Raw genomic sequence first — 12,352 nt, forward strand, 5'->3', positions numbered from 1 at the left:
ATGTCAAAGAACTACAAACTTACATTTTATAGCCGTATCTTCTTGTTTCTAGCGGCTTTTACGGGAGTTTATCTTGAAATCGCCAAGCATGGTGGCTTTGGGATGCTTCTCTACTATACGGTTCTGTCCAACCTTTTAGTCGCGATTTTTACGCTCTATCTCCTAAAGGTTATGAGCCGTTTAGGTGAAGACTGGCAAAGACCAAGTCTTTTGCGCTTAAAAGGTGGAGTCACCATGAGTATCATGATTACCTGTGTGATTTACCATTTCCTATTAGCGCCTATTGCGACTAATTTCTATACCCTAGAAAATTTCCTTTGCCACTATATCGTTCCCCTCTGGTTTTTAGCAGATACCCTCTTTTTTGACAAACAGGGTCAATACAAGATTTGGGATCCAGTTGTGTGGACGATTTTACCCTTGCTTTATATGATTTTTGCTCTTTTTAATGGCTTGGTACTGAAACTTGATGTTCCTAATTCTAAGGTCAGTCCCTTCCCTTACTTCTTTTTGAATGTGAACAAGGGGTGGGATGTCGTGTTCAAGTGGTGTCTGATTATCTTTGTTGCCTATATGGTGGCAGGATTTATCTTCTACTTTATCAAGCAAATCAAGAGAAAGTCATCCTAAGATACAAGGGATTCATTTTCGAGTTTAAGAAGGAGTCTGTACACCAAAGAGACTTCTTCTTTTCTTGCTTGTTTGATAACTATCAAAAAAGTAGAAGATTGAGAGAAATATAGAAAGAAATTTCATGAAACAATTTTTAGAACGGGCCAGTATTTTGGCTCTCTCCCTCGTTTTGATTACATCCTTTTCCATCTCGAGTGCCCTGCCAGCTATGTTTGACTATTATCAAGGCTACCCTAAGGAACAAATTGAGCTTTTGGCGAGCTTGCCTTCCTTCGGGATCATGATTATGTTACTACTAAATGGCATCTTAGAAAAAATATTTCCTGAGCGCTTACAGATTAGTTTGGGCTTGCTGATTTTATCACTGAGTGGAACAGCACCCTTTTGGTATCAAGCCTATCCCTTTGTCTTTGGAACACGGATTCTTTTTGGTTTGGGTGTAGGGATGATTAATGCCAAGGCCATTTCCATTATTAGTGAACGCTATCAAGGAAAAACGCGAATTCAGATGTTAGGGCTACGCGGTTCTGCAGAGGTTGTTGGGGCTTCTCTCATCACCTTGGCAGTCGGTCAGTTGTTGGCCTTTGGTTGGACAGCTACTTTCTTAGCTTATAGTGCTGGATTTTTGGTGTTGACCCTTTATTTGCTCTTTATCCCTTATGGAAAAGAAAAGAAAGAAGTCAAGAAAAAAACAAAGGAAGCAAGTCGCTTAACTCGGGAAATGAAAGGTTTGATTTTTATCCTAGCTATAGAAGCGGCAGTTGTAGTTTGTACCAATACAGCTATTACCATCCGTATTCCAAGCTTGATGGTGGAAAGAGGACTTGGAGATGCCCAGTTATCTAGTTTTGTCCTTAGTGTCATGCAGTTGATCGGGATTGTGGCTGGTGTGAGTTTTTCTTTCTTGATTTCTATCTTTAAAGAGAAACTGCTCCTCTGGTCTGGTATTACCTTCGGCTTAGGGCAAATTGTGATTGCTTTATCTCCATCCTTGTGGGTGGTAGTGGCAGGAAGCATTCTTGCTGGTTTTGCATACAGTGTAGCCTTGACGACAGTTTTTCAACTTGTCTCTGAAAGAATTCCAGCTAAACTCCTCAATCAAGCAACTTCATTTGCAGTTTTAGGCTGTAGTTTCGGAGCCTTTACGACACCATTCGTTCTAGGTGCGATTGGCTTACTAACTCACAATGGGATGTTGGTCTTTGCTATCTTAGGATCTTGGTTAATTGTAACCTCTATCTTTGTCATGTACCTACTTCAAAAGAGAGCTTAGGATTGGTTCCTAAGTTTTTCTTTTTAGGATTTTTGTACCCAGACAATATTTGTTTTAGGACCTTGCTTACAGACTAATTTCTTGATAAAATAGAAGTTATGACAAGATACAAAGCAACTATTTCCTATGATGGTTACGCCTTTGCTGGCTTTCAGCGCCAGCCCCATGCGCGTAGCGTTCAGGAAGAAATTGAAAAAACCTTGACGAGACTCAATAAAGGGAAAGCCATCACTGTTCACGGTGCTGGTAGGACAGATAGTGGGGTTCATGCTTTGGGACAGGTTATTCATTTTGACCTGCCTTATCAGATGGATGAGGAGAAGCTCCGTTTTGCTCTTGACACCCAGTCCCCTGAAGATATTGATGTGGTTTCGATTGAGCTTGTGGCAGATGATTTTCATTGCCGTTATGCCAAGCACAGTAAGACCTATGAGTTTATCGTAGACAGGGGCCGTCCCAAAAATCCTATGCTTCGTCACTATGCCACCCACTTTCCTTATCCGCTTGATGTGGAACGAATGCAGGAGGCTGTCAAGAAATTAGAAGGGACCCATGATTTTACAGGTTTTACAGCCTCTGGGACTAGTGTAGAGGACAAGGTTCGTACTATTACAGAAGCTAGTCTTAGGGTTGATGAGACAGGCCAGTTTTTGACTTTTACCTTTTCAGGAAATGGTTTCTTGTATAAGCAGATTCGCAATATGGTGGGGACACTGCTCAAAATCGGCAACAACCGCATGCCAGTGGAGCAGATTGACCTCATCTTGGAGAAAAAGGACAGGCAACTTGCAGGTCCCACTGCAGCACCTAATGGTTTGTATTTAAAGGAGATTCGTTATGAAGAATAATCGTATTTTAGCACTTTCAGGAAATGATATTTTTAGTGGTGGTGGATTGTCCGCTGATTTGGCTACCTATACCTTGAACGGCTTGCATGGCTTTGTAGCAGTGACTTGTTTGACAGCCTTGACGGAAAAGGGCTTTGAAGTCTTTCCAACTGAGGATACCATTTTTCAACATGAATTAGATAGCTTGCATGATGTGGAATTTGCAGGGATTAAGATTGGTCTTCTACCAACTGTCAGTGTGGCTGAGAAGGCCTTGGACTTTATCAAACAACGCCCAGGAGTGCCTGTGGTTCTGGATCCTGTCCTGGTCTGCAAGGAAACGCACGACGTAGCAGTTAGTGAACTCTGCCAAGAGTTGATTCGCTTTTTCCCTCATGTCAGTGTGATTACGCCTAATCTTCCTGAAGCAGAATTACTAGCAGATCAAGAGATTAAAACCCTTGAAGATATGAAGGCTGCAGCGCAGAAATTGCATGAATTAGGAGCGCCAGCAGTCATTATCAAGGGAGGTAATCGCCTTAGTCAGGACAAGGCTGTAGATGTCTTTTATGATGGACAAACCTTTACAGTCCTAGAAAATCTTGTCATCCAAGGCCAAAATGCTGGTGCAGGTTGTACCTTTGCCTCCAGCATTGCAAGTCACCTAGTCAAAGGTGATGAACTTTTACCAGCAGTAGAAAGCTCTAAGGCTTTCGTTTATCGTGCCATTGCACAAGCAGATCAGTATGGAGTAAGACAATATGAAGCAAACCAAAACAACTAAAATCGCCCTTGTATCCCTATTAACCGCCCTCTCTGTGGTTCTAGGTTATTTCTTAAAAATTCCAACACCGACAGGCATTCTAACTCTTTTAGATGCGGGTGTCTTCTTTACGGCCTTCTACTTTGGTAGTCGTGAAGGGGCTGTAGTAGGAGGACTAGCAGGTTTCTTGATTGACCTCTTATCAGGCTATCCTCAGTGGATGTTCTTTAGCTTAGTCAACCATGGCTTGCAGGGATTTTTCGCAGGATTTAAAGGAAAAACTCAGTGGTTAGGCCTTATCTTAGCAACGATTGTCATGGTAGGGGGTTACGCCTTGGGTTCTACATTGATGAATGGCTGGGCTGCAGCTCTACCAGAAATTTTACCAAATTTCATGCAAAATATGGTAGGGATGATTGTAGGATTTATTCTTAGTCAAAGTATCAAGAAGATTAAGTAAAGAGGCTGAGTCAAAAGTCTTTCAAATAAGAAAAACGCATAATATCAGGTGCTGAAAAACCTTGATATTATGCGTTTTATTGTGGGAAGATTTTCGAAGACTATTAATCAAAATAAAGCAAGTCTTTGCTGGTGCTTGTAAAGAGGTCAAAGCCATTCTTGGTAACAGCACCGCAGTCTTCGATACGGACACCGACTTTACCAGGGATATAGATGCCTGGTTCAACAGAGAAGCACATGCCTTCTTCGATGACCATGTCGTTTCCTTCCATGATAGATGGGAATTCGTGGACATCCATACCGATACCGTGACCGAGACGGTGGTTGAAGTACTCGCCGTAACCAGCTTTTTCGATGACCTCACGGGCAGCGCGGTCCACTTCGTGGGCAGTTACACCTGGTTTAATAAAGTCAAGAGCAGCTTGTTGGGCTTCAAGAGTCAAGTTATAGATATCTTTCTTGAATTGGTCTGGCTTACCGACAGCGACTGTACGAGTCATATCTGACGCATAGCCGTTGACGAGAACCCCTAGGTCAAAGAGGAGAAGGGCATTATTTTCAACCTTGTTTGCTGCTGGGATGCCGTGCGGATTTGCAGCATTATCACCAGTCAAGACCATGGTATCAAAGCTCATTTCATAACCTTCACGTTTCATAGCAAAGTCGATTTGTGCAATGATATCTGTCTCCGTCTTATCAAGAGAAATATTGTCAAAACCAACCTTAACTGCCTTGTCCGCATAGAGACCTGCAACCATCATTTTTTGCACTTCGTCAGCTGATTTGATGAGGCGCATGCGTTGGATGCGAGGAGTGAGGTTTTCAAACTCGGCTGTTTCAAAAACTGATTTCAAGCCATGGTATTTAGTCAAGATGAGATTGTCAAACTCAACAGCTACACGTTTGAAGTCAAGTTGTGGAAGAGCATCTTTCATTTTTTTCCATGGATTTTCAGAATCCACATAGCCCACAACTGGGAAGGAAACAGTGCTGCTTGCACGCTCAACCTCAAGGGCTGGGACAAAGAGGAGGGGTTCCTGATCAGCTAGGACAAAAAGGAACATTTGGCGTTCATGGGGATCACTGTAAAAGCCAGTGAGGTAATTGATTGTGACGGGGTCAGATACGACAGCGACGTCTAGTTTTTCTGATTCAAGATATGTTACGATTTGTTGTAATTTAGACATATGCTACCTTCTTTCTACCCCTCTATTTTGGCAAAAAATGAGAGAAAATGCAAGGGAGAAGGGTAAAAGAACAGACAAAAAGAACTCCGACAAGATAACGGAGTTCTTTGATATAGTTTCACTTTGTTTAAGAAAAGTCTGCCTTGCTTTTGACGTCGCTGTATTCTTCAGCGATTTCTTGACTGAGAATATCCTCATAGGCAGGAAGTTGGATGTCCTGACCATATTTCTTCTTGAGGGCAGTAGTGACTAGACGATAGGCTAGATTGGCATTGCGAGAGAGGATAGGTCCGTGGAAGTAGGAACCAAAGACATTCTTATAATGAACCCCTTCGCCGACCTTTTCTTCGTTGTTTCCATTTCCATAGACAACCTGTCCCAGTGGTTTTTGATCATCTGAGAGGAAGGTACGGCCCTGATGATTTTCAAAACCATAGTAGGTTTCATTGAAATCTTCATTGTGAATCTTGATGTCACCGATAAAACGGTTGTTGGTCTGGTTGAGGGTATAATGTCCCATGACCCCTAGTCCTTCGATGCGTCTCCCTGAAGCTTCAACATAATATTGACCCAATAGTTGGAAACCACCACAGATAGCAAGAACCACACCATCGTTTTGGATGTAGTTGTCAATGCTCTCTTTTTTAGCAGGTAGGTCGTCTGCAATGATACTCTGTTCAAAGTCTTGGCCACCACCGAAAAAGGCGATATCGTAGTGATTTTCATCAAAGTCATCATGGAGAGAAACGATGTCAACCGTCACATGAGCCCCCAGCTTTTCAGCTACGTACTTGAGCATGAGGATGTTTCCATTGTCCCCGTATGTATTCATGAGGTTTCCGTAGAGGTGGGCGATGTTGAGCTGATAAGGGTAATTGCCATCTTTTGAGGAAAGTGAAGTATAAACCATTAGTTCATCTCCTTTCTAACAATCTGACGACTAGCCAGCAGTTCGCGGAATTCAAGCATAGCAGTATAGGTAGCCAGAATATAAGCATGCTTGCAGTCTTGGTTCTCAATGGTCTTAAGAACTTGCTCCAGACTACTTGTTTCAGTAATTTTATCAGCTGGATAGCCAGTTACTCGTAGACGACGTGCGATTTCAGAATGGCGAACACCGCCAGCGTTGATTTCGGGAATGTCCATGTCAGTGATTTGTTCAAAATCAGCATCCCAGATCCAGCTGGTGTCAATTCCATCTGCATAGTTGGCATTTAGGAGGACAGATAGGCTAAATGGATAAGGAGCTAGATTAATCATCTCGATAGCTTGGGTCGCACCGACTGGATTTTTAATCAAGACGAGGGTGCATTCCTTGTCACCGATATGGAAGGTTTCTTGGCGTCCAAAGACTGCACGGCTCTTGTCAAATCCCTGCTTGATGAGTTGTGGATTTGCACCAAGGAACCGGGCGATAGCAACTGCAGCTAGGGCGTTGTAGATATTGTAGAGACCACCGATTTGAATACCGTATTCTTGTCCGTCAATGACAAAGCGAGAGCGATTGTTGGTCAACTCAACTAGTTCTGTCAAGCGATAGTCGAGATCAGGACGTTTACATCCACAGCCTTCACAGATATAGGCACCCAAGTTTGCATAGGTATTGTGCTCATATTTGAGGATGCCTTGGCAGTCAGGGCAGAGAATTCCTTCTGTATTGTAGTGAGCTTCTCGAGCGGGTCCTTTTTCTAAGTCAAAACCAAAATACTGTACAGGATTTGGAATAGCTGGCTTGTAGAAAAGTGGACTGTCTCCATTAAGGAGAACAGTAGCCGTAGGCACTTTACGAATAGCATCCAAAATCATCTTGTAAGTTGTGTAAATCTCACCATAGCGGTCCATCTGGTCACGGAAGATATTCGTGATGACAAATAAGCTTGGCTGGATATAGTCACAGATACGAGATAGACTGGCTTCGTCGATTTCTAGGACGGCAATATTTTTCCCAGTTTTAGAAGATTTGGCTGTTAAGAAGGTTGTCGCAATTCCTGTAATCATGTTGGCACCGCTTGGATTGGTCAGAACTTGACCATAAACCTCTTTTAAAATGCCGACAGTGAGGGCAGTTGTCAAGGTTTTTCCGTTGGTTCCAGTGACTACGACAATCTCATAGTTCTTAGCTAGGTTTTGTAAAATATCTTTATCAAATTGAAGGGCGAGTTTTCCTGGGAGCGTACTTCCACGGCCAAGACGACTTAAAACGAAGTGGGAAGAACGCCCAGCAAGAAGGCCCAAAGTAGTTTTTAATTTCATGTTTCTATTATATCATAAAAGAGGGAAAAGACGGATTTGAGGTTCCGCAGAAGTAAAAACAGCCCACAGAGGGCTGTTAGTTAAGATGAGATTTTAACTTAAATCGCAAACAAGTCATTCAAGTTTTCAGCCAAGGTTGGGTGAGTGAAGATTTGTTTTGTGAAGTAAGTGTAAGGAATCTTGTTGTCCATAGCGACAGTGATGATGTTGATGATTTCTTGAGAACCTTCTGAGAAAATGCTTGCTCCAAGAATTTCTTTTGTTTCAGTATTAACCACAGCTTTGAAAGCTCCACGAAGGTCTCCATTTACGTGACCACGAGGCATTGCTGCAACAGGGATTTCCTTCACTGCGTATGGAAGTTTCAAATCAGCTGCTTGGTTTTCAGTCAAACCAACTTGTGAAAGGGCAGGTGTGATGAACATAGTATTTGGTACATTGAGACGATCTTCAAGCGTGTAGCTGCCATCTCCAGCAAGGTAGCTGTAGACAACACGGAAGTCATCAAGTGAAATGTAAGTAAATTGAAGGCCGCCGTTGACATCCCCAACTGCAAAGATACCAGGAACGTTTGTTTGACAATGTTTGTCTACTTTAATAGCACCACGTTCAGTTAGTTCAATATCTGTATTTTCAAGTTGAAGTGGTTCTACATTTGGTTTGCGTCCAGTTGCGTAGAGAAGGGCATCGAAACGGTAAGTTTCGTTTTCAGTCACGACAAGCACTTGGTCACCGTCGTTTTTGATTTCAGTAGTACGGATGTTTTGAAGCAATTCAATACCGTCTTCTTCCATGTATTGCTTAGCAAGTGCTGCGATTGAAGGTTCTGCACGAGGTAGGAATGTATCCAAGGCATCTAGGACTGTAACCTTGCTTCCTAGTTTATTGTAAAGGCCAGCAAATTCAAGACCGATATTTCCGCCACCAAGGACTCCAAGGTTTTCAGGAAATTTGTCCAAGTTTTGGATACCTGTTGAGTCAAAGACGTTCTTGCTTGTAGCAAGTCCAGGGATTGGCAAGACATTTGAAACAGCACCAGTGTTGATGACGATTGTTTCAGCGGTCAGTTCTTTCTTTTCATCACCAGCTTGGATTTCGATGACTTTATTTGAAAGGAAGTGAGCTTCCGCATCAAAGATATCCACACCTGTACCAGCAACAGTCGCATAGTTTTTACCGTTAAGGCGACCAGTGATAGTGTTTTTGGTAGCAATCACTTCTTCAAAAGACAAGTCTTTCTCAGCAGCAACTAGCAAAGTTTTAGTTGGGATACATCCGATGTTGATACAAGTTCCACCGTACATAGCTTTGCTACGTTCAACGAGGGCAACTTTTTTGCCAGCTGAAGCCAATTTACCAGCTAGTGTTTTACCAGCTTTACCAAATCCGATAACGATTAAATCATAAGTTAACATTTAGAGTTCCTCCTATTCGATTTTCATTCTAGCACAAGAAAAAAACTTTTGCACAATTCTGCTACGCTTTAAAAAAGTTTATGAAATAGTGGAAATTATAGCCTCATTTTCTCAGAAAAATCGTTTACATAACATTATCGAAGGATTAGGCTATCTTTTGCTTCTCTCTTGTGTTATACTAGATAGGTTGCAAAGAAAACAGTACTTTTCTTTTGTGGAAAAGAAGCAACACGATTTTATATCCAGTATATGAAAATACGTCATAAAAAGAAAAGTATAAACTAAGCCCTATAGGGTGGCTTCGCACCACCTTTAGAAAGAAGAATAACGTGAAATTTAATGAATTAAACTTGTCTGCTGATTTGCTAGCAGAGATTGAAAAAGCTGGTTTTGTAGAAGCTAGTCCTATCCAAGAACAAACTATTCCCTTGGCTCTTGAAGGTAAGGACGTTATCGGTCAAGCTCAGACTGGTACAGGAAAAACTGCAGCCTTTGGCTTGCCTACCCTTGAAAAAATCCGTACAGAAGAAGCGACTATCCAAGCCTTGGTCATCGCTCCAACTCGTGAACTAGCTGTCCAAAGTCAAGAAGAACTCTTCCGCTTTGGTCGTAGTAAAGGAGTCAAAGTCCGCTCAGTATATGGCGGATCAAGCATTGAAAAACAAATTAAGGCTCTTAAATCTGGTGCCCATATCGTGGTGGGAACTCCAGGTCGCCTTTTGGACTTGATTAAACGCAAGGCCTTGAAATTACAAGATATTGAAACTCTTATCCTTGACGAAGCGGATGAAATGCTTAACATGGGCTTCCTTGAAGACATTGAAGCTATCATCTCCCGTGTCCCTGAAAGCCGTCAAACCTTACTTTTCTCAGCAACTATGCCAGATGCCATCAAACGTATCGGTGTTCAGTTTATGAAAGAGCCTGAGCATGTCAAGATTGCGGCTAAGGAATTGACAACAGAATTGGTTGATCAATACTATATCCGTGTTAAAGAACAAGAAAAATTTGATACCATGACTCGTCTCATGGATGTGGAACAGCCAGAACTTGCTATCGTATTTGGTCGTACCAAACGTCGTGTAGATGAATTGACTCGTGGTCTGAAAATCCGAGGCTTCCGTGCAGAAGGAATTCATGGTGATTTGGACCAAAACAAACGTCTTCGTGTCCTTCGTGACTTTAAAAATGGCAATCTTGATGTTTTGGTTGCGACAGACGTTGCAGCGCGTGGGTTGGATATTTCAGGTGTGACCCATGTCTATAACTACGATATTCCACAAGATCCTGAAAGTTATGTTCACCGTATCGGTCGTACAGGTCGTGCTGGTAAGTCAGGTCAGTCTATTACTTTCGTATCACCAAATGAAATGGGCTACCTCCAAATCATTGAAAACTTGACTAAGAAACGCATGAAAGGTCTCAAACCTGCAAGTGCAGAAGAAGCCTTCCAAGCTAAAAAACACGTAGCTCTCAAGAAAATCGAACGTGATTTTGCAGATGAGACTATCCGTGCCAACTTTGAGAAATTTGGTAAGGATGCTCGTAAGCTGGCTGCCGAATTTACTCCTGAAGAATTGGCAATGTATATCTTGAGTCTGACTGTTCAAGACCCAGATAGTCTTCCTGAAGTAGAGATTGCACGTGAAAAACCATTGCCATTTAAACCATCAGGTAATGGATTCGGTGGTAAAGGTAAGGGAGGTCGTCGTGGAGATGACCGTCGTGATAATCGCCGTGGAGACAACCGTCGTGGTGGTCGTCGTGATGATTTCAAAAAAGGAAGTCGTGGCAACGATCGTTTTGATAAGGAAAAACGTTACCGTAAAGATAATAAAAAACCACGCAATACTTCAAGCGAAAAGCAAACAGGCTTTGTGATTCGTAACAAGGGCGATAAATAAGAAAAAGCGGTTCAAAATGAATCGCTTTTTTATATAAGGAGACCGAATGGAAAAGAAAGATAAATAAAATATATATTATCTTCTTATAATATTATGATACACAAAAATAGGGGGCTTGTCAATAGAAAAGAAGCAATTTAATTAAAAATATTCTTGTTTTTTTAAATTGCAATTAAATAAGCAATTTTCAGATAATAATTGAAAATTCAAGCTGTTTATGTTATAATGATAGCGATTAAATTCGAGGTGAAAAATGGCACATTTATTAGAAAAAACTAGAAAAATTACTTCTATCCTGAAGCGCTCAGACGAGCAGTTGCAGGAAGAGCTTCCCTACAATGCGATTACCCGTCAATTGGCAGATATTATTGACTGTAACGCCTGTATCGTTAATAGCAAGGGACGTCTCCTTGGCTATTTTATGCGTTACAAAACCAATACAGATCGTGTAGAGCAATTCTTCCAAACTAAGATTTTCCCGGATGACTACATTCAAGGCGCGAACATGATCTACGATACAGAAGCCAATCTGACAGTTGATCATGATTTGAGTATTTTCCCTGTAGAGAGTCGTGCCGACTTTCCAGATGGTTTGACAACGATTGCACCGATTCATGTATCAGGGATTCGCCTTGGTTCTTTGATTATTTGGCGCAATGATAAAAAATTCGAAGACGAGGATTTGATTCTTGTTGAGATTGCGAGTACCGTTGTTGGAATTCAACTCCTCAACTTCCAGCGTGAAGAAGATGAGAAAAATATTCGCCGCCGTACTGCTGTTACCATGGCGGTTAATACCCTTTCTTATTCAGAACTCCGTGCTGTTTCAGCAATTTTAGGGGAATTAAATGGAAATGAAGGCCAGTTAACTGCGTCTGTGATTGCAGACCGTATCGGTATTACCCGTTCTGTGATTGTCAATGCTCTTCGTAAACTTGAGTCTGCGGGAATTATTGAAAGTCGCTCACTTGGAATGAAGGGAACCTATCTTAAGGTCTTGATTTCAGATATTTTTGAAGAAGTGAAGAAAAGAGATTACTAATGATTAAGGCTTTAATTTCGATTGATTATACAGAAGATTTTGTTGCTGATAGTGGGAAGCTGACAGCAGGTGCTCCAGCTCAGGCGATTTCGGATGCTATTAGCAAGGTAACTCGATTAGCTTTTGAACGCGGAGATTACATCTTCTTTACAATAGATGCTCACGAAGAAAACGATTGTTTCCATCCAGAAAGCAAGCTGTTTCCTCCTCACAATTTGATTGGGACTAGTGGACGGAATTTATACGGAGATTTGGGGACCTTTTATCAAGAGTATGGTTCAGACAGTCGTGTCTTTTGGATGGATAAACGCCATTACTCAGCTTTTTCAGGGACTGACCTGGATATCCGCTTGAGAGAGCGTCGAATTTCTACAGTTATCTTAACAGGAGTCTTGACGGATATCTGTGTCCTGCATACAGCTATAGATGCCTATAATCTAGGATATGACATCGAGATTGTTAAACCAGCTGTTGCTTCCATCTGGCCTGAAAATCACCAATTTGCCCTTGGACATTTTAAAAATACACTTGGAGCTAAGTTAGTAGATGAAAATCTAAATGAAATTTCTGAGTAATTTGGTTGATGAAATGAAAAA

Annotated in this window: 12 protein-coding genes; 8 read left to right on the forward strand and 4 right to left on the reverse strand. The window is 41.7% G+C overall.

Annotated features, from left to right (window positions below):
* The 5 genes from FJN11_RS02430 to FJN11_RS02450 all read left to right on the forward strand — a co-directional run bounded on the left by FJN11_RS02430 (position 1) and on the right by FJN11_RS02450 (position 3,956).
* Positions 1 to 630 carry a Pr6Pr family membrane protein gene (locus FJN11_RS02430; protein WP_140223969.1) on the forward strand — a complete coding sequence of 210 codons (630 nt, stop codon included), beginning with the start codon at positions 1 to 3 and terminating at the stop codon, positions 628 to 630.
* Positions 631 to 754: 124 nt separating this feature from the next.
* Entirely contained in the window at positions 755 to 1,906 is a 1,152-nt protein-coding gene (locus tag FJN11_RS02435; protein ID WP_140223970.1) for an MFS transporter, read from the forward strand.
* 98 nt (positions 1,907 to 2,004) lie between these two features.
* Positions 2,005 to 2,754, forward strand: a complete 750-nt coding sequence (gene truA / locus FJN11_RS02440; RefSeq protein WP_140223971.1) for a tRNA pseudouridine(38-40) synthase TruA — start codon at positions 2,005 to 2,007, stop codon at positions 2,752 to 2,754.
* A complete protein-coding gene (locus FJN11_RS02445; RefSeq protein WP_140223972.1) occupies positions 2,744 to 3,517 on the forward strand; it encodes a bifunctional hydroxymethylpyrimidine kinase/phosphomethylpyrimidine kinase in 774 nt (257 codons plus the stop codon). The genes truA and FJN11_RS02445 overlap by 11 nt, the downstream gene beginning before the upstream one ends.
* Positions 3,495 to 3,956, forward strand: coding sequence for an ECF transporter S component (locus FJN11_RS02450; protein ID WP_140223973.1), 462 nt, complete (start codon positions 3,495 to 3,497; stop codon positions 3,954 to 3,956). Before FJN11_RS02445 ends, FJN11_RS02450 begins: the two co-directional genes overlap by 23 nt.
* Before the next feature lie 103 nt (positions 3,957 to 4,059).
* Here FJN11_RS02450 and FJN11_RS02455 read toward each other — a convergent pair whose 3' ends face one another.
* From FJN11_RS02455 to FJN11_RS02470, 4 genes are all read right to left on the reverse strand, one after another.
* The gene (locus FJN11_RS02455) at positions 4,060 to 5,142 is read right to left on the reverse strand and encodes a M24 family metallopeptidase (protein WP_140223974.1); all 1,083 of its coding nucleotides are present in this window, start codon (positions 5,140 to 5,142) and stop codon (positions 4,060 to 4,062) included.
* Between the two features lie 127 nt (positions 5,143 to 5,269).
* Positions 5,270 to 6,052: a lipid II isoglutaminyl synthase subunit GatD gene (gene gatD / locus FJN11_RS02460; RefSeq protein ID WP_140223975.1), complete on the reverse strand. Its 783-nt coding sequence runs from the start codon at positions 6,050 to 6,052 to the stop codon at positions 5,270 to 5,272.
* A complete protein-coding gene (murT, locus tag FJN11_RS02465) occupies positions 6,052 to 7,395 on the reverse strand; it encodes a lipid II isoglutaminyl synthase subunit MurT (protein WP_140223976.1) in 1,344 nt (447 codons plus the stop codon). Before murT ends, gatD begins: the two co-directional genes overlap by 1 nt.
* A gap of 98 nt (positions 7,396 to 7,493) precedes the next feature.
* Positions 7,494 to 8,810, reverse strand: a complete 1,317-nt coding sequence (locus FJN11_RS02470) for an FAD-containing oxidoreductase (protein ID WP_140223977.1) — start codon at positions 8,808 to 8,810, stop codon at positions 7,494 to 7,496.
* A gap of 329 nt (positions 8,811 to 9,139) precedes the next feature.
* Between FJN11_RS02470 and cshA the strand changes: the two genes are divergently transcribed.
* From cshA to FJN11_RS02490, 3 genes are all read left to right on the forward strand, one after another.
* A complete protein-coding gene (gene cshA, locus FJN11_RS02475) occupies positions 9,140 to 10,714 on the forward strand; it encodes a degradosome RNA helicase CshA (RefSeq protein ID WP_061589876.1) in 1,575 nt (524 codons plus the stop codon).
* Between the two features lie 253 nt (positions 10,715 to 10,967).
* The gene (gene codY, locus FJN11_RS02485) at positions 10,968 to 11,756 is read left to right on the forward strand and encodes a GTP-sensing pleiotropic transcriptional regulator CodY (protein WP_000940721.1); all 789 of its coding nucleotides are present in this window, start codon (positions 10,968 to 10,970) and stop codon (positions 11,754 to 11,756) included.
* Positions 11,756 to 12,331 carry a cysteine hydrolase family protein gene (locus FJN11_RS02490; protein ID WP_140223978.1) on the forward strand — a complete coding sequence of 192 codons (576 nt, stop codon included), beginning with the start codon at positions 11,756 to 11,758 and terminating at the stop codon, positions 12,329 to 12,331. Before codY ends, FJN11_RS02490 begins: the two co-directional genes overlap by 1 nt.
* Positions 12,332 to 12,352: the final 21 nt, after the last annotated feature.

The sequence above is a fragment of the Streptococcus symci genome, assembly GCF_006385165.1.
Classification (GTDB): Bacteria; Bacillota; Bacilli; order Lactobacillales; family Streptococcaceae; genus Streptococcus; species Streptococcus symci.